This window comes from Paracoccus rhizosphaerae (genome assembly GCF_026162645.1).
Classification (GTDB): domain Bacteria; phylum Pseudomonadota; class Alphaproteobacteria; order Rhodobacterales; family Rhodobacteraceae; genus Paracoccus; species Paracoccus rhizosphaerae.
Genome location: NZ_JAOTBE010000009.1, coordinates 63,434 through 81,071 on the forward strand (window position 1 = coordinate 63,434; position 17,638 = coordinate 81,071).

14 protein-coding genes, 1 tRNA gene and 3 pseudogenes are annotated in these 17,638 nt (G+C 66.2%); 8 read left to right on the top strand and 10 right to left on the bottom strand.

From position 1 onward, the window contains the following. Positions 1 to 296: 296 nt before the first annotated feature. The 6 genes from OC184_RS05740 to OC184_RS05765 are packed head-to-tail and all read right to left on the bottom strand — an operon-like array spanning position 297 to position 5,443. Complete coding sequence (locus OC184_RS05740) at positions 297 to 1,637, bottom strand: cytochrome P450 (RefSeq protein WP_265506225.1); 1,341 nt, start codon at positions 1,635 to 1,637, stop codon at positions 297 to 299. Next, positions 1,634 to 2,809 (bottom strand): alpha/beta hydrolase family protein, encoded by a 1,176-nt coding sequence (locus OC184_RS05745; RefSeq protein WP_265506226.1) that lies wholly within the window; start codon positions 2,807 to 2,809, stop codon positions 1,634 to 1,636. The genes OC184_RS05740 and OC184_RS05745 overlap by 4 nt, the downstream gene beginning before the upstream one ends. 57 nt (positions 2,810 to 2,866) lie before the next feature. Beyond that, positions 2,867 to 3,547 (bottom strand): M48 family metallopeptidase, encoded by a 681-nt coding sequence (locus tag OC184_RS05750; RefSeq protein WP_265506227.1) that lies wholly within the window; start codon positions 3,545 to 3,547, stop codon positions 2,867 to 2,869. A 4-nt stretch (positions 3,548 to 3,551) separates the two neighbouring features. After that, on the bottom strand, positions 3,552 to 4,064 hold the full coding sequence (locus OC184_RS05755) for a DedA family protein (protein WP_265506228.1): 513 nt from the start codon (positions 4,062 to 4,064) through the stop codon (positions 3,552 to 3,554). Positions 4,065 to 4,097: 33 nt separating this feature from the next. Next, entirely contained in the window at positions 4,098 to 5,279 is a 1,182-nt protein-coding gene (locus OC184_RS05760; RefSeq protein WP_265506229.1) for a vWA domain-containing protein, read from the bottom strand. Beyond that, on the bottom strand, positions 5,279 to 5,443 hold the full coding sequence (locus OC184_RS05765) for a hypothetical protein (RefSeq protein WP_265506230.1): 165 nt from the start codon (positions 5,441 to 5,443) through the stop codon (positions 5,279 to 5,281). The genes OC184_RS05760 and OC184_RS05765 overlap by 1 nt, the downstream gene beginning before the upstream one ends. Before the next feature lie 124 nt (positions 5,444 to 5,567). Here OC184_RS05765 and OC184_RS05770 point away from each other — a divergent pair, with 124 nt between their 5' ends. Next, positions 5,568 to 7,184 carry a GMC family oxidoreductase gene (locus OC184_RS05770; RefSeq protein WP_265506231.1) on the top strand — a complete coding sequence of 539 codons (1,617 nt, stop codon included), beginning with the start codon at positions 5,568 to 5,570 and terminating at the stop codon, positions 7,182 to 7,184. Here the strand turns inward: OC184_RS05770 and OC184_RS05775 are convergent. Beyond that, complete coding sequence (locus OC184_RS05775; protein WP_265506232.1) at positions 7,181 to 8,488, bottom strand: GH1 family beta-glucosidase; 1,308 nt, start codon at positions 8,486 to 8,488, stop codon at positions 7,181 to 7,183. The two genes, OC184_RS05770 and OC184_RS05775, sit on opposite strands and share 4 nt — an antisense overlap. 226 nt (positions 8,489 to 8,714) lie before the next feature. Here OC184_RS05775 and OC184_RS05780 point away from each other — a divergent pair, with 226 nt between their 5' ends. Then, on the top strand, positions 8,715 to 9,089 hold the full coding sequence (locus OC184_RS05780; RefSeq protein ID WP_265506233.1) for a YigZ family protein: 375 nt from the start codon (positions 8,715 to 8,717) through the stop codon (positions 9,087 to 9,089). On the opposite strand, the gene OC184_RS05785 is transcribed toward OC184_RS05780, so the two are convergent. The 3 genes and pseudogenes from OC184_RS05785 to OC184_RS05795 all read right to left on the bottom strand — a co-directional run bounded on the left by OC184_RS05785 (position 9,086) and on the right by OC184_RS05795 (position 11,632). Next, complete coding sequence (locus tag OC184_RS05785; RefSeq protein WP_265506234.1) at positions 9,086 to 10,063, bottom strand: zinc-binding dehydrogenase; 978 nt, start codon at positions 10,061 to 10,063, stop codon at positions 9,086 to 9,088. The genes OC184_RS05780 and OC184_RS05785 overlap by 4 nt on opposite strands. Before the next feature lie 76 nt (positions 10,064 to 10,139). After that, positions 10,140 to 10,436 (bottom strand): DUF6525 family protein, encoded by a 297-nt coding sequence (locus tag OC184_RS05790; RefSeq protein WP_322630181.1) that lies wholly within the window; start codon positions 10,434 to 10,436, stop codon positions 10,140 to 10,142. Further along, positions 10,409 to 11,632 (bottom strand): annotated as a pseudogene (locus OC184_RS05795) (GTP-binding protein). The gene OC184_RS05790 and the pseudogene OC184_RS05795 overlap by 28 nt, the downstream one beginning before the upstream one ends. 84 nt (positions 11,633 to 11,716) lie before the next feature. Between OC184_RS05795 and OC184_RS05800 the strand changes: the two are divergent. The 6 genes and pseudogenes from OC184_RS05800 to OC184_RS05830 all read left to right on the top strand — a co-directional run. Continuing rightward, positions 11,717 to 13,564 (top strand): ABC-F family ATP-binding cassette domain-containing protein, encoded by a 1,848-nt coding sequence (locus tag OC184_RS05800; RefSeq protein ID WP_265506235.1) that lies wholly within the window; start codon positions 11,717 to 11,719, stop codon positions 13,562 to 13,564. A 113-nt stretch (positions 13,565 to 13,677) separates the two neighbouring features. Further along, positions 13,678 to 14,418 carry a MipA/OmpV family protein gene (locus OC184_RS05805; RefSeq protein WP_265506236.1) on the top strand — a complete coding sequence of 247 codons (741 nt, stop codon included), beginning with the start codon at positions 13,678 to 13,680 and terminating at the stop codon, positions 14,416 to 14,418. A gap of 695 nt (positions 14,419 to 15,113) precedes the next feature. Beyond that, positions 15,114 to 15,536: a DUF1489 family protein gene (locus OC184_RS05810; protein WP_265506237.1), complete on the top strand. Its 423-nt coding sequence runs from the start codon at positions 15,114 to 15,116 to the stop codon at positions 15,534 to 15,536. A gap of 40 nt (positions 15,537 to 15,576) precedes the next feature. Next, positions 15,577 to 15,650, top strand: a tRNA-Gly gene (locus OC184_RS05815). A gap of 224 nt (positions 15,651 to 15,874) precedes the next feature. Beyond that, positions 15,875 to 16,818 (top strand): annotated as a pseudogene (locus tag OC184_RS20700) (IS481 family transposase); the annotation flags it as partial. A 351-nt stretch (positions 16,819 to 17,169) separates the two neighbouring features. After that, positions 17,170 to 17,510 (top strand): annotated as a pseudogene (locus tag OC184_RS05830) (DDE-type integrase/transposase/recombinase); the annotation flags it as partial. Positions 17,511 to 17,638: the final 128 nt, after the last annotated feature.

Here is a 17,638-nt window from a genome sequence, read left to right on the forward strand (position 1 = left end):
GCGCCATGCGGATCAGGCGTTGGGGCTGGTGCGATCCAGAGAGAACATCTGGGCGGCCCGCTGATCAGCGTGGGTCTTTCCCAGCACGGTTTGAACCCGTCCTTCGCACCTGTGTCTAAGCTGGTTGTGAAGCGTCAAATGCCGGCTTTCCGGCCTCCAGCCTCCGTAGTGTGCCCGTTCCAAAGCACGCCGGCGCTGACGGCGACGCATGAGAGCTTAGAGGTGATGGCTGGTCCGCAGGCCGTTGCCCATGGCGCCGGCATGGGCACGGCGGTAACCGTCTATGCTTTCCCGCATCACCCGTCATTCCGCGGCGTCAGGCGCAGCCAGATGCCGTCGGTGGCGCGGATCGTCAGGCGGGCGACCGGCATGGGCTGGCGGTCTGTGACCTCGAGCCGCCAGCGACCGACGATGCTGGCCAGCATGATGACGCCTTCGGCCATGGCAAGGCTGGCACCGGGGCAGGCGCGCGGGCCGGCCGAGAAGGGGATGTAGGCAAGGCGGGCGCTGGCTCTCCCTTCTGGGGTGGCCCATCGGGAAGGGTCGAAGTCGTCCGGGCGGCTCCACAGCCTGCGATGGCGATGCAGGTGCCAGGGAGAGATGGTCAGCTGCGCCCCGCGGGGCACCCTGCGGCCGCGGAAGGTGTCCTCATTCGTCGCCTCGCGTACGAACATCGCGACGGCTGGATAAAGGCGCAGCGCTTCCCGGAAAACGGCACGGGTGTCCTTCAGCGCGCCCACGCTGGCGAACTCGTCGGTCAGCAGGACGCCTTCCCTCGCGATCTTGTCCTGCCACTTGGGGTGTGCCGCCAGCAGCCACAGCGCCCAGGCCAGCACCTGCGCGCTGGTCTCGTGGCCGGCCAGGAACAGGACGGCGACCTGGTCGACCATCTCGGCTTCGGTGAAACAGGTGCCGGTCCGGGGATCGGGCGTCGACATGAGGCGGGTGGCGGCGTCGTCGGGCGCGGTGCCGGCGGCGATCGCGCGATGGCGGTCGGCAACCAGCTGGCGGATCAGGCCGCGGATCCGCGCGGCCGTCGAACGGGTGCGGCGGGAATGGAGCCGGGGCATCCAGCGCGGCAGGGGCAGCAGCGCCGCCAGGTTCACCAGTGGAGCCGCCTCCTGGTGGTCGCGGAACGCGGCAAAGACCTCGGCCGCGATGCGATGTTCGACGGGCAGCGAAAACAGCGTGCGGAAGATCACGTCGGCGGCGGCATGGGCGGCTGCAGGCTCGATGTCCTGCACTCCGGGTTGCAGGCGAAGCGCCGCGGCACGCGCGGCGTCAATAAGGGCTGCGTGGCTGGCGCGGACCCGGCCGCCTTCGAAGGCGGGGTCAATGATGCGGCGCTGGCGGGCCCAGTCCTCGCCATTCGAGATGAACACCCCGTTGCCTAGAAGCGGCGCCAGCCCCTCGCGCATGCGGGCGGACTTGGGAAACGCGCCGGGCCTGTCCTGCAGGATCAGCCGGACCAGGTCGGGATCGTTGCAGAAGAAGCTGTGGATCAGCGGGCTTCTGAACTCGGCCATCCAGGCGTCATAGAGCCGCTCGGGCAGGGCGGACAGCAGGTCATGGCGAAAACCGCGGATCAGGCTGCGCAACGTGCCGCGCCCCTTCGCACCCTGCGGCCGAGGTGTCATCGCGCGCCTGCCGGTCTGGTGATCCGGCCCGGCGAATGTCTGCGCCCGGCAAAGCGCTGCGCCAGGGTCAGGGGGCCTGCCGTGATCGCGAAATAATCGTAGTTCAGGGGCCTGTCGAAGGCGCCCAGGTATTGAAAGTGCAGCTGGATCCAGCGTTTCCGCATCGCGGCCTGCCGTTCCTCCGACAGCGTCTGTCGGAACGCCGCCGACAGGACCAGCGGCCAGCGCTGGTCCGGGCCTGCGGCGCCAGAAACCGCCACCGGATCGCAGAGCGCGAAGCAGCAGGCATCGCCCGGCGCAGTCACGTCGACCCAGAACACCCCCTCGGCCTGGCCGAGGAAAGACAGGTCCGCGCGCAGCCGGTCCGCGTCAGGCAGGAACGCCGCCATCGGGATTACCTGCCCAAGCGTCAAGAGCGAAATGGCCGGACAGCCGGACGGGGACTGCCGCAGCAGGTCGGCCACCACCGACACCGCAAGATAGGCGCCGGAAGAGTGGCCGACGACCAGCACCTCGTCGGGACCGTCTTTCATGATCGCCCGCAGCCGATCGCGGAACTGCAGCAGGCGTTCTTCCAGCGCAGGGGGATAGGCGCCGCGATGCTTGGCCGTGAACGCATAGTCATGCATCAGGTAGTGCGCATAGAGATACCGGTCCAGCCGGCGGCCCAGCCAGAGGACGCCCCACCCTGAAGCCGCGCCCAGCAGGGCTGCCAGCAGCAGTCCCCCCATTTCGGCGACGGCCCAGACCGCGGCCGCGGCGACCAGCAGCGCCAGCAGCAGCTGGCCCAGAAGCACAACCACGGGATAGAGCGCGGCAATGACCGGTCCCCGCCGCAGCTTCATCAGCCGCCACAGCGTCCCGGTTCCGATGTAGATCCGGCAGGTGCGCAGAAGCTGGCCGTAGGTTCCGGCGATGCCCTGTCGCATCGACGCCTGCACCAGGTCGGACCACAGGGCAACCTCGACCACCGCCTCTGTCCCATGGCCCTCGACATGGCCTTCGACGCGCCAGGAATAGCGGCCGGCGCCTGCGGGCTTCACCTGCAGGCGGTGGCCCGAGATCTGCGACTGCTCGGCCGCGCCCGTCCGGTAAAGCTCGCGATAGCGGCGCGGCGGCATCGGGTCGAAGCCCGGCAGGTAGAGGACGTGGCGGCGGAAGGGACGGGTCATCTGGCCTCGGGTTTGGGCGCAGGATACGGGCTATCGTCCGCGCCACAAGCCCTGCCTTCAACTGCGCCAGCGGGCCTCGTGCGCCTCGATGGCGGCAATGCGGCGGGCGGTCGGGGGGTGGGACAGGAACCACGCCGGCGCGGTGCCGCGGTTGCCGGTCAGCCGGTCCAGCTTGTGGAACAGGGATTTCTGCGGCTCGGTCCCGAACCCCGCCTTGATCATCAGCGCGCTGGCAAATCGGTCGGCCTCGAACTCGTCCTGTCGCGACAGGCGCGCCGCAACCGCGGTGGCGACGGCATTCGCGATCCAGGCGCCGAAGCCCGGCAGGAAGCGGCCAAGGACCCCCGCCAGCGCAAAGCGGATCGCGTTCTGGCCGGCGAAGTCGATCATCCGCCGCCGCGAATGCCCGAGCGAGACGTGACCCAGTTCGTGCGCGATGACGCTGGCCAACTCCTCGGCCGTCACCTCGCAGGCGTCCAGCTTGCGGATGAAGCCGCGGGTCAGGAAGATGCGGCCGTCGGGTGCGGCCAAGCCGTTGATCGGCTCGATCTCATAGATATGCGCCTCGATCGGCGGCAGGTCCATGGCCCGACCCAGACGTTCCAGCATCGGCTTCAGGCGCGGATGTCGCAGCGGCGTCGACTTCTCGTTCAGCTCGTGCTTGAGCCGCCACGCGGAAAAGAACCACATCGCGGCAAGGTAGAGGCCCAGAAGAAGAAGCGGCGTGAACTTCAGCATCGGCTTAATATGGTACTGCCGCGCTGTTGCCGCCAGAGCTGCAACGCCCAAAGACCGAGACCAAGCGCCGCAGCCACGGCCAGCGCCTTCGGTGCCGCCGCTTCGGTTCCGCGAAAGCCGCGACCCCCCCCCGATGGCCGAACGTAAAGTGGACGGCGACCCAGATCGCCTTTCCAGGAACGCTGGCGGCCATGAAGCGGGGCAGCGACAGGCCAGCCGCCCCGGCGACGTAGTTGCTGGCGGGTCCAAGCGGCGTGATCAGCCAGCGCGACAGGAACACCCCCGAGGCGCCCCGGCGCGCCACCAGCGCCTGTGCCCGTGCCAGCACCGCACCCCGCCGCCCCGGCCGGGCCAGCCAAGGGTGCAGCCGCCGCGCCAGCAGAAACGCCAAAATGTCGCCCATCGGGGCGCCGACGACCGCCGCGGTCGCCATCTCGACCAATTGCAGGTGCCCTGTGCCCGTCAGCGCGCCTGCGCTGATCAACAGGACAGAAACGCCGACAGTCCCAGCAGCCACGGCCTCAGACCGGCAGCAGGTGGGCCAGGCCGGTCATCCCAGCATCCGCATGGCGCGCGTCAGCCCGTCCAGCGTCAGGGGCATCATGCGGCTTTCGAAGATCTGGCCGATCATGCCGATCGACTGGGTGCGGCGCCATTGCGCCTCCGGGACCGGGTTCAGCCAGATGTGGTCCGGCCATGTCTGCGCCAGGCGGCGCAGCCAGACCTCTCCGGCCTCGGGGTTCCAGTGTTCGTTCGCGCCGCCGGGTACTGCGATCTCGTAGGGGGACATCGACGCATCACCCACGACGATGCATTTGTAGTCGCGGCCATAGCGGTGAAGGACGTCCCAGGTCGGTACCTGTTCGGCCCACCGGCGGCGGTTGTCGGTCCACAGACCCTCATAGAGGCAGTTGTGGAAATAGAAGTGCTGCATGTGCTTGAATTCCGCGCGAGCGGCGCTGAACAGCTCGTCCACGACGCGGATATGGTCGTCCATGCTGCCGCCGACATCCAGAAACAGCAGAACCTTGACGGCATTCCGACGCTCGGGCCGGGTCTTGACGTCTATGTAGCCGTGATCGGCGGTGGCGCGGATGGTGCCGGGCAGGTCCAGCTCGTCCGCTGCGCCGTGACGCGCCCATTGCCGCAGGCGCTTCAGCGCGACCTTGATGTTGCGGGTGCCAAGCTCGACCCGGTCGTCGAAGTCGCGGAATTCGCGCTTGTACCAGACCTTCACGGCGCGGCGGTGGCGGCTTTCATCCTGACCGATCCGCACGCCTTCGGGGTTGTAGCCGTAAGCCCCGAAGGGCGAGGTTCCGGCCGTGCCGATCCACTTGTTGCCGCCCTGGTGGCGGCCCTGCTGTTCGGCCAGCCGCTGGCGCAGCTTGTCCATCAGCGCCTCGAAGCTGCCGCTGCCCTGGACGTCGGCCTTCTCGGCATCGGTCAGCAGCTTCTCGGCCAGCTTTTCCAGCCATTCGCGGGGCAGGGCGCGGTCGTTGACCAGCGCCTCGACGGGGATGTCCTGCAGGCCGCCGAAGGTTTCCGCGAAGGCGCGGTCGAACCGGTCGAGGTGCCGTTCGTCCTTGACCAGCACGAGGCGCGCGAATCCATAGAAACCGTCGACCGTCCAGCCGGCGACACCGGCCTCCATGCCGCCCATCAGGTCCAGCCATTCCCGAAGCGACACCGGAACCCCCTGCCGGCGCAAGCTGTCGAGGAAGGGCAGGAACATCAGGCCATCCGGTGAATGATGATCGTGGCGAACAATCCGATCATCGCGAATCCCAGGGCGAAGGCAATCGCGTATTGCGCCCGGTCGCGGCTGTTGCCGCCCAGCTGACTGGCGCGGCGAAGGCCCAGCAGCGCTCCGATGATGGCGGCGGCGATGACGATCATGGCAATCCCTTCGGCTACCGTTCTGTGACCCGTCGCAGATAGCCTGCGGGGGACACCCCCGCAACCGCAAGCGATCTTGCCCCTGCCCAAGACCGCCGCTAGCCTTCGCGGCGGGAGGACGGGCATGCAGGATCTGGGCGAATACGACTATGTCATCGTGGGCGCAGGGTCGGCCGGCTGCGTGCTGGCGAACAGGCTTTCGGCCGATCCGCGCAACCGGGTCCTGCTGCTGGAAGCCGGGGGCCATGACAACCGCTTCTGGGTCCATGTGCCGGTGGGTTATCTTTACGCGATGGGCAACCCCAAGCTGGACTGGTGCTATCAGACCGAGCCTGAGCCGGGGCTGAACGGCAGGCGGCTGAACTATCCCCGCGGGCGGGTCATGGGCGGCTGTTCGTCGATCAACGGCATGATCTATATGCGCGGGCAGTCGGCCGACTATGACCGCTGGCGGCAGATGGGCAACACCGGTTGGGGCTGGTCTGACGTCCTGCCGCATTTCCGCGCCACCGAGCGGCACTATGGCCCCGCCTGCGACATCCACGGCGACGCCGGAGAATTGCGGGTCGAGCAGCAGCGCCTGCGCTGGCCGATCCTCGATGCCGTGGCCGAGGCCGCGCAGGAACTGGGCCTGCCGGCCTGTCCGGACTTCAACTGCGGCAACAACGAAGGCGTGGGCTATTTTCCTGTGACTCAGCGTCGCGGCATCCGCTGGAACGCGCGCAAGGCGTTCCTGGACCCCGTCCGCGGCCGCCCGAACCTGCGGATCGAGACCGACGCCCAGGTTCGGCGCCTGTCCTTCGACGGCCGCCGCGCGACGGGCGTGGTTCTGGACCAGCACGGCAGACGCTGCCTGGCGCGCGTCAGGGGCGAAGTGATCCTGGCTGCGGGGGCGATCAACTCTCCGGCGCTGCTCGAGCTGTCGGGGATAGGTCAGGCCGGCCGGCTGGCGGGCCTGGGCATCGCGCCGGTCCACGATCTGCCGGGGGTGGGCGAAAACCTGCAGGACCATCTGCAGCTGCGAACCGTGTTCCGCATCAGCGGCGCGCGCACGCTGAACGATCGGGCGCGGACGATCTGGGGCAAGGCGGGCATTGCGCTGGAATACGCGTTGCGTCGCAGCGGTCCCATGGCCATGGCGCCCAGCCAGCTGGGGATCTTCGCCAAGTCCTCGGACGCGTACGAGACGGCGAACATCGAATACCACGTCCAGCCGCTGTCGCTGGCGAAGTTCGGCGATCCGCTGGACGATTTTCCGGGGCTGACGATCTCGGTCTGCAACCTTCGTCCCGACAGTGTCGGGTCGTGCCACATCATGTCGCCCGAGCCTGGTGCCGCCCCGGCCATCGCGCCGCGTTACCTCTCGGCGGCGTCGGACCGGCAGGTGGCGATCGACAGCCTGCGCCACGCCCGGCAGCTGATGGCCACGCGACGTCTGGCAGAGTTCACGCCCATCGAGGTCAAGCCCGGCGCCGATCTGATCAGCGATGACGATCTGGCCCGTGCGGCAGGCGATGTCGGGACGACCATCTTCCACCCCGTCGGCACGACGAAGATGGGTAACGATCCCATGGCCGTCGTCGACGAAAAGCTGCGCGTTCACGGCATGGCGGGGCTGCGGGTCGTGGACGCGGGGGTGATGCCCTCGATCGTGTCGGGCAACACCCATGCTCCGGTGACGATGATCGCCGACAAGGCCAGCGGGATGATCCTGCAGGTGGCGCGGGAAGGGGCGCTCTAGCCCCTCAGCATGTCGCGGAAGGCGTGCCAGCTGGCCTTGGGCGTCCGCGTCATCGTGTCATAGTCGACATGCACCAGCCCGAAGCGCGGCCCGTATCCCCAACCCCATTCGTAGTTGTCCAGAAGTGACCAGTAGAAGAACCCGCGCACGTCAACGCCCTGGTCGATCGCTGCCTTTGTGGCGCGCAGGTGATCGGCGATGAACTGCACCCGGCGGGGGTCCTGGGCCACGTCCGGCCCCGCCGCCAGCGCCATGCCGTTTTCCGTCACATAAAGCGGGAGGCTGCCGGTGTGGTCGCGGGCCAGCCGGGTCAGGAACTCGGTCAGGCCCTCGGGGCGGATCTCCCAGTCCATCTGCGTCTTGGGCAGCGTGCCCGGCGCTTCGGCCGCATGGGGCCAGAGGCCGGGATCGGCGGTATAGAGCCTGCGCGTGTAATAATTCACGCCCAGCCAGTCCAGGGGCTGCGCGATCAGGTCCATGTCCGCCTGCCAGCCCTGCGGCAGATAGGGTCGCATTCCCTGCAGCGCGGCATCCGGATAACCTTGGCCCATCAGCGCGCGGATGAACCACTGGTTATAGATCGCGTCCTGCGTTTCGGCGGCCTGCGTGGCGCCGGGGCTGTTGTCGGCGGGGTGGCTGGTCTCGAAGTTGAGGACGATGCCCAGATTCTTTGCGCCGGACGCCCGCAGCGCCTGCATGGCCGTCCCGTGGGCCAGCAGCACGTGGTGCATGGCGCGGCTGGCCGCCGAGATGTCCCGCAAGCCGGGCGCGTGATGGCCCAGGAAATGAGACAGCCAGGCGATGCACCACGGCTCGTTCAAGGTGGCGGCTGTGGCGGTGCGGTCACCGATGCGGTCATGGACGGCGGTGCAGAAGTCGGCAAAGCGTGCGGCGATGTCACGGTTTTGCCAGCCGCCCATGGCCGACAGCGCCGCCGGGAGTTCCCAGTGGTAGAAGGTGACAAAGGGTTTCAGGCCCCGTTCCACCATCCCGTCCACCAGCCGGTCATAGAAATCCAACCCCTGAGGGTCGATCGTCATTCCGTCCGGCATCACCCGCGCCCAAGAGGTCGAGAAGCGATAGGCGTCGAAGCCCGCGTCCCGCACCAGGTCCAGGTCCTGCGGCCAAAGGTTTATATGGTCGCAGGCCCGGCTGCCGTTGCTGTCGTCGGCGATGTTGCCGGGCGTGGCGGCGAAAGTATCCCAATGCGACAGGCCGGCGCCCGCTGTCCCCTCGATCTGATAGGCCGAGGTCGCGGCGCCGAAGGTGAAGTCACGCGGAAATCCCGTGCGTTGCGGCAGCATCTCATTCTCCCTCTGTTGCGGTATGCTGTCACGTCAGGCCGCCACGGGGAAGGGGCATGTGCCCCCGTCGGTCAGCATCGCGCCATCGCCGATGCGGTTGCATCTGGCAGCCGCCGGCGACAGGATGCGACGACGAAAACGCCGCCTTGCAGGGACCGGTTCGCAGGGCACCGGGTCCGTCCTGCGGCGGCATCGTTAAGGTCAACAGATTGCTTGCCGGGGCACCATGTCACAACACCCTGACCTGAAGGTCTTCGACAAGATCATTTCGGATCGCGGGTCGCGCTATGCCGTGTCGGGCGGGCCTGTCCGCGACGCGACCGAAGTCGCCGCGCTGCTGACCGAACTGAGGCGCAGCAAGCGGTTCGCCAAAGCCACGCACCACAGCTGGGCTGCCGTTATGGGCGGCGATCCAGTCAAGGATGACGACGGCGAAAGCGGCGCAGGTGCGTTGATCCTGCAGATGCTCGAACGGGCCGGCCTGCAGGATCATGTGGTGATTGTCACGCGCTGGTATGGCGGCAAGCATCTGGGCGGCGACCGCTTCCGCCATGTGGCAGATGCTGTGCGCCATTACCTGCGCGAGACGGGCTTGGGTTAGGGCCGGAACATGATCTTGCCTTCGCGTCCCGGCGTCAGGGCGGCGGTGACGGCCTCGGCCGGTTGATCCAGACCGAATTCGCCGCCCGAAGGCAGCTTCAGCTTGCCGTCCATGACCAGCCCGATCAGTTCGCCGAACATGCGCTGACGATCTTCGGGCGCTGTGGCGGGCATGACACGGGCGCCCCAGAAGCCCTTCACCGACAGGTGCTTGAAGATGATCGGCCCGGCAGGAAGCTGCAGCGGCTCGCCCGTGGTCGATCCGAAGGTGACCAGAAGGCCCTCGACGCCCAGCAGGTCGACCAATCCTGCGGCAACGTTGCCGCCGACGGAATCGATGGCCGCGCGGGCACCGTCGGGGCCCACGATGTCGCGCACCCGCGTGACCCAGTCGGCGTCGTCGGTGGAGACGATGTCGGTCATGCCCATGGCGGCCAGTTCCTCGGCGGCTGCGCGCCTCCGGACCAGGTTCACCAGACGCACGCCGCGCGACTGCGTCAGCACCGACATGATCTTGCCGACGGCCCCGTTGGCGGCGGTCTGGATGACCCAGTCGCCCGCGTTCACATGCAGGAATTCCAGAAGGGTGATGGCGCTGAACGGCATGGCGATCAGTTGGGCCGCGGCCTCATCGGGCATGCTGTCGGGCACGGGGATGATCCCGCCTGCATCGGCCAGCGCAAAATCGGCCCAAGATCCGCGAAGGCCGGCTGCGGCGACGCGGCGACCTGCCAGCGCGGGATCGACTTCGGTGCCGCATTCCTCGACGATGCCCACGGCTTCACTGCCGCCGATGGCGGGCAGATCGGGGCGGACGCCATAGCTGCCGCGCACGGTCCAGAGATCGTGGTTGTGGATCGGGGAAAGGACCACGCGGATCAGCACTTGGCCGGAGCCGGGCTGCGGCCTGTCGGCTGGAGTGGTTGCCAGAACCTCGGCCGGTTCGCCGAAGCGGTCATGGGTGACGCTGCGCATGGGATGTCCTTTCGTGATCTTGTCCTGCCCGTCCAATTGGGAACGGGCGCATCAAGATGCCAGAGGTGATCATGCGTCAGGCAGCGTGGTTCCGCCTTGAAATCGCGCGGCACAGAGCGCGGGATTCGGCAAGGTCGAGCGCGGCCGGTGCCTCCTCTGGACTTGCACCTGCGGCGCGGAGCTTCCGCCATGGCCGGAGGCAGGAGGCCCGCGACCAGGGCAGCGCCGCCTGCGACAGCCACAGCCGCAGGGGCGCGGGCAGTGCGTCATAGGCGGCCATTTGATCGCCCGCGCGGCGCCGCAGCGGCTGCGGCACTTGGGTCACGAAGCCGCTGCGCCGCACAGTTATGCGGCTTCGGTGGCGCGGCGCCACGCGGGGAAGCGGTCCGGCAGCCGCGCCCAGTCCCCAGGACTATCGCCCCAATCCTCGCCCAGCAGGCAGGTGTTTAGGCGGGCGCGGAGGCGGTCTTCGTCCATGCCCGTTCTGATGAAGACCAGTTCCTGTCGCCGGTCTCCGAAGGGCTCGCTCCAGTGACTTTCCAAATAACCGCGGCCCTGCGGGTAGGACGGCCAGCAGTCCCGCGGCACCGAGGCCCACCATTGTCCAAGCGGCCTGACGGACGACAGCGCCCCGGCCAGCGAAAACTCGGCCACCCAATCGGGGCGGGTGGCAATCCAGAAGTGACCCTTGGCGCGGATCACGCGGGGCAGGGGGCCGTTCAGCAGTTCGTGGATCTTGCGCGGCTCGAAGGGCAGCGGTCAAGATAGACGAAGCTGGTGACATCGTATTCCTCGGTCTCGGGGGTGGGGTCGGCAAAGCCGCAAGGCTCTATGGTCCGCTTCGGGTGCTCATGTGCCCGCTCGAAATCGAAGAGCCCCGTGTTCAGGATGTCGCCCGGGGCGACGCGGCTGTGATCGGTCTCAATGATGCGGGCGGCGCGGTTCAGAGCGCGGATGATCTTGCGCGCGGCATCGACGCGATCTGGTCCCGCGTCACTGCACTTGTTCAGCACGATCACGTTGGCGAATTCGATTTAGTCGGCCAGGAGGTTCACCAGCCTGCGTTCATCGGCCTCGCCCACGACCTTTCCTCGATCGGTCAAGAAGTCGTGGCTGGAGAAGTCCTGAAGCAGGTTTACGGCATCGACCACGGTGACCAGCCTATCCAGCCGCGCCACGTCCGCCAAGCCGGCGGCGGGGTCGTCGGCGAATTCGAACGTCGTGGCGACTGGCAGGGGTTTTGCGGATGCCGGTCGCTTCGATCAGCAGGTAATCGAACCGCCCCTCCTGCGCCAGCGTGCGCACCTCGTGCAGCAGATCCTTCCGCAAGGTGCAGCAGATGCAGCCGTTTGACATTTTGGCCAAGGTCTCGTCGGTGCAGGCCATGCCTTCGGCGCGCATAAGGTCGGCGTCGATGTTCAGCTTTGATATGTCGTTGACGATGACGGCGACAAGCAAACCTTCACGGTTGTGCAGCAGCGTCGTCTTGCCGGCAGCCAGAAAGCCCGACAGGACTGTTACGGGAAAGCGGCGGTCGTGGCTACATGGCTGGCTCCTATGCGATGCCAATACAGATGTAGTATAACATAACAATCCGCAGGTGGCGTCTGGCGGGGCATTGACGACGGGCGCGGCTTGGGCCATGCCCCGCCCATGCTGCGCATCGATGACATCAATTACTCCGTTCAGGGCCGCCCCTTGCTGGTCGGTGCCACCGCCACTGTTCCAGAAGGCCATAAAGTTGGCCTCGTCGGGCCGAACGGGGCTGGCAAGACGACACTCTTCAAGCTGATCCGTGGAGAGCTCGCATTGGACGGCGGCGCGATCAGCCTGCCGTCGCGGGCCCGCATCGGCGGCGTCGCGCAGGAATCGGCGGCGACCGGGCGGTCGGTGCTGGACACCGTTCTGGACGCCGATGTCGAGCGGACGCAGCTGATGGACGAGTCCGCCACTGCCACCGACGCCCATCGCATCGCCGAGATCCAGACCCGCCTGACCGACATCGACGCCTGGTCGGCCGAGGCGCGGGCAGCGACCATTCTGGACGGCCTGGGCTTCAACGCGGCAGACCAGGCGCGGCCGACCAGCGACTTCTCGGGCGGCTGGCGGATGCGCGTGGCGCTGGCGGGGGTGCTGTTTGCGCAACCCGACCTGCTGCTGCTGGACGAACCGACCAACTATCTGGACCTGGAGGGCGCGCTGTGGCTGGAAGGGTATCTGGCGCGATATCCGCACACCGTCATCATCATCAGCCACGACCGTGGTCTTCTGAACCGCGCCGTCGGGCACATCCTGCACCTCGAGAACAAGCAGCTGACGCTCTATACCGGCGGCTATGACAGCTTTACCCGCATCCGTTCGGAAAAGCGCGCGCTGCAGGCGGCCGAGGCAAGGAAGCAGGCCGACCGCCGGGCGCATCTGCAGAGCTTCGTGGACCGCTTCGGCGCCAAGGCCAGCAAGGCGCGCCAGGCCCAGGCCCGCGTCAAGATGCTGGCCAAGATGGAGCCGATCACCGCCCCCGAGGAAGCCAAGCTGTTCCGCTTCAGCTTTCCGCAGCCCGAGGAACTGTCGCCCCCGATCGTCGCGATGGAGGGCGTCTCGGTCGGCTATGGCGATCGCGCCGTGCTGCAGAAGCTGAACCTGCGGATCGATCAGGATGATCGGATCGCGCTGCTGGGCCGGAACGGCCAGGGGAAATCGACACTGTCGAAGCTGTTGGCTGACCGGCTGGTGCCGATGGCGGGCAAGGTGACCAAGTCGAACAAGCTGCGCGTCGGCTATTTCGCCCAGCATCAGGTGGACGAGCTGCATCTGGATGAAACGCCGCTGGACCACATCCGCTCGGTCCGCCCGGACGAGGGGCAGGCGAAGCAGCGCGCCCGGCTGGCAGGTTTCGGCCTGATGGAGGCGCAGGCCGAAACCAAGGTCCGCCAGCTCTCGGGCGGCCAGAAGGCGCGGCTGTCGCTGCTGCTGGCCACGATCGACGCGCCGCACCTGCTGATCCTGGACGAGCCGACGAACCACCTGGACATCGAAAGCCGTGAGGCGCTGTCCGAAGCACTGAACGACTATACCGGTGCCGTGGTGCTGGTCAGCCACGACATGCACCTGCTGGGGCTGGTCGCCGACCGCCTGTGGCTGGTCAAGGACGGTGCCGTCGCGCCTTATGACGGCGATCTGGACGACTACCGCAAGTTCCTGCTGACGGGCGACGCACCGTCCGAGAGGGAAGCACCCAAGCCTGCCGCGCCCAAGCGCCCCTCGCGCGACGCGGTGCTGGCCCTGCGGGCCGAGGCGCGCAAAGCCGAGGAGCGCGTCCAGAAGCTGACCGAGATGATGGGCAAGCTCGACGTCAAGCTGGCTGATCCGGCGCTCTACAACGATCCCTACGAGGCCGAGAAGTGGGGCAAGAAGCGGGCCGAGGCGGTCCGTGCGCTGGCCTTCGCCGAGGAACTGTGGATGGGTGCGCTGGAAAAGCTCGAATCCGCCGAAAAGGTCTGACCAACGGGCCTGTTGCTGAAATGTGCCGCGCGGACGTGAAGATGCCATGAGCGGTTGTGCCGGTGGCGCATCCGCTCCTAGATGACGTTAACCTTTCGATCCGGATTCGCACGATGAAATACACCCTGGCCTTCGCCCTTCTTCTGGCTGCCCCTGCGCATGGGCAGGATTTCGGCGTGGTGGGTGGCCGCACCTTCTCGGTTGATCTGGGGCTGGGTGCCGCGCTGAAGCCTGTCTATCCGGGCGCCGAGGAGGCCGAGGTCGCGCCTTGGGTCATCTGGCGCAACGCGGGCTTCGGCGAAGTGGGCGATGCGCCGGCGCAGGGCTTCTCGATCGCGCCGTCACTCGGGATCGTCGGGCCGCGCGACAGCGGCGACGACGACGGGTTGACCGGCCTGAACGACATCGACCGTGCATATGAGCTGGGCCTGCGGGTCCGTTATGGCATGGGACCCTTGGGCGCCTATGCCAGCGCCCGGCGTGGATTTGACGGTCACGAAGGCCTGACCGGAGAGGTCGGCGTTAAGTACCGGACCGAGTTGAGCGATCGTCTCGACCTCTGGTCGGGGGCCGAGGTCGTCTATGGTGATGATGACTACAACAACACCTATTTCGGCGTGACGGCCGACGAAAGCGCAGCCAGCGGGTACGACGTCACGACCCCGGGTGGCGGCTTGAATGAGGCCGCGATCACCTTCCAGGCGCAATACGCGCTTAACGACAGGACCGCCCTTTTGGGCGAGGTCCGCTATGGCAAGCTGATCGGAGACGCCGCGGACTCGCCGGTCGTTCAGGACGAGTACCAGCCCTCGCTTCGCCTGGGTGTGACCCGCCGCTTTTCCTTCGGGTTCTGATCCGGCAAGCGGCGGGGGCAATGCGCTTCCTCAAATGACAAGTTGATCCATTGGTGCGTCGCTTCTGGTAAAGCGCTTGGTCCTGCCACCGCCAGAGCAGCGCCGTCAGTATGCCGGGCATAAACGACAGCCGAGTCACTCTGGTCCAGGCGATTTGATGGTAAGCTAACGGTAGTGACGCCGAAATTGGCTGTTCTATTCAGACTGGAACACGCTCATCTGGAAGACGGCGAGGAGCAGCCACGCCAGTTCCTGACTGTGGCTGCCGCGCCTCTGGTGCCGCCGCAAGGATACAAGCCGTCGCGTTGCCGACATTGCCGGTCAGGCGGTCGCTGACAATCCGGGCGGTCCAGCCCGCCGGCAAGCTGCTAGCGTTGACGGGACGACGGGCGATTTGACTTCATCTCGCTCCACAATTCCACCGACAGTTCTTCGCAGTCCATTCATCTTGCTGACGCGGCCGGATGCCGTCCCGTTCATCACCATGCGCGGCGAGGTGGTGGACGAATTAGTATTGAACCAAGCCATGACCTTCAGCACCATCGCTGGTCGTCTTCGGCGAAGGGTCGAAGGCCAGCCTGTCCTGATGCAGCCCCGCTGGCTGGCACGGCGTTTCTCTTGGACATGTGATGGCTGCGGCGGATGTGACATGACGGGATCTTGGAAAGCGTCCCGAAGGCGACTAGGTCAGGCTCATGACAGCGAAACTGCACATGATGAAGCTATGCGTGGGCGCCCAGGGTCCGGACGATCTGGCCGCGTGGCAGGCACAGCGCTTCGGCACCGGACCCGCGCGGCATGTGACCCGCATGTGGCCCAAGCGGGAGGGCGAATTGCTGGCGGGCGGGTCGATCTTCTGGGTCTTCAAGGGCGTGATGATGGCGCGCCAGCGCATCCTTGCGCTGGAGCCGGTGGAAGGCGACGATGGAATCAGGCGTTGCGGATTGCTGCTCGATCGCGACCTTGTCCGCGTGGCGGCCGTTCCGCGTAGGCCTTTTCAGGGGTGGCGCTATCTTGCCCCGGCCGATGCTCCAGATGACCTTCCGCAAGGCCGCGCCTCCGAGGTCCCGCTGCCTCCTGCGGTCGCAGCGGCACTGGCCGAGATGGGCCTTCGCTGACCCTTGACGCTGCCCGAAAGGTGCGCTACGCGAGCGCAATGCGGGTGTAGCTCAATGGTAGAGCAGAAGCTTCCCAAGCTTACGACGAGGGTTCGATTCCCTTCACCCGCTCCAGTACAAGATGTAGAAAGGCTTCTGCCTCAGGGGGCAAGGTTACTTTTGCCAAGCTTGAATTTCAATTAGGCAGAGGAACAGCCGGACAACATCAGGCAGTTTTGGCCCGCTACTTTCAAAGAATGCCAAAGAAAACACTGAAGGGACTTCTCGGGTTTCCCTGCTAAGTGTTTAAGTCCTCGATTCGACGGTGCGATCCTTTTTTTCAAATGAAAGGGTGCCCCATGGGGCAAGGTCGTCACGGAAGCGCCACGACCACGCATGCCACCCGAGCTACAATAGTGACGGCTGCCCGTCATTGGTTCTAGCGCCCGAACGATCGCACGCGTTGCTCGCGACGCTGAGCCGAGAGTGGGGCATCAATCCGAAGGCGGTGGCGAAAAGGCGCAAGGGGGCGACGGTCGAACGATTCGAAGACCGGACGCGATCCGCCGAAGGAACCGCGCTCGACGGTCTTGTCCAAGGCCGAAGAGGCGAGGGTCGTGGCGTTCCGGCGCCACACGCTGCGGCCGCCGGATGATTGCCTCTAGGCGCTGCGACCCCCCATACCATACCTGACGCGCTCGGACTTGCATCGCTGCCTGCGGCGGCAGGGACTATCGCGCCTGCCTGAACTGGACGGAAACAAGCCAGAACGGCAGCGCTTCGCACGCTTTCCGATCGGCGTTCGTCACATCGACATCGCGGAAGTGCAGACCGCCGAAGACAATCTGCAGCCGCATCTCTTTGTGGTGATAGACCGCATCAGCGAGTTCGCCTTTGTCCGCCTCGAAGGCCGGGAAGGTGGCTGCAGCCCAGTTCCTGCGCGACCTGATTGCCGCAGTTCCTTGCCGGTCCACAAGGTGTCGAAACGGTATGCAGTTCGCAAATCGGAGCTGCGACGCGACGACCTTCGCGCACATCGTTGGCCGCGTGTGCCGCGAGCATGGGGCAAAGCACAGGCTGAAGGAGAGATAATGCATCCCTGGACGACCGCCAAGTCGAGCGGATGAACCGCACGATCAAGCCGGGTGAAGCGGACCGCGGAATGGTCCGGTGGATCATTCCCCCTCGGAACGTAAAGCGCTTCCATTATGACAGTCACGATCAGCTGCGAACGCACCCCAACGAGCTCATCGCACCCTACGATTTCACCCGCCGGCTCAGGACACTCGATGGTCTGACGCCCTGACGTACGCTACGAGAAGTTTCTACCACCGACAAAGGGCATCCGTTACCGAGTCGGTGCATGCTTCTGCCGTCCAATGTCTTGCATAGCGGATCCATGCGGTCAGGCTCCGTGGTCTGCGCGTCGCGCCTGACTGGCTCCTCCGACAGGCGTGGAACCGGGCGTCCTTACACGAACTACGCTGCCAACACGGCATGGGCAGCGCGACTCACGAAGTGGCGGGCCGATTTTGACGGTATCACGCAGCCACAGGAGCAATTCCGCCACTCCTGCAGAATGCGCTGTCAGAGCAGGTGAGGCCGGCCTTACATACTGCCAATCCGCAAAGCTACTTCTGCCGAGCGTGCCTCGCTCAACCGTGACTTCACGGCGGATCGGGCCCACCAGAAATGGCGGGCGGCATCAGCTACACTGGATTTGTAAGGGATGGCTGTATGTCGCGGTGTCCTGGACCTGCATCCAAGGCGGATCCTCGTCTAGGCCGTCAGCAACGGATGAAGCATGATCTGGCGATCCGGACCTTGAAGATGGCCATCGCCCTGCGATCCCCCCCGGGCTGCATCTTCCACCGCGACCGCGGCTGTTCGCACCACGACCAGAACGTCCTGCGCGACCATGACCGAGAGCTGTCAATGAGCGGCAAAGGCAACTCTTGCGGCAACGCCGCCGTCGAGACCGCCTTCGAAACGCTTGTCACGTGACATCAGGAACCGACCCCTCGGCGTCATGAGGAACTGACCCCCTCCATTTTGGTCTGAACGTTGCTGGTGTCTTGCGCAGTCTGTAGCTCTCGCCTCGGATGGTCACGACGTGGCTGTGG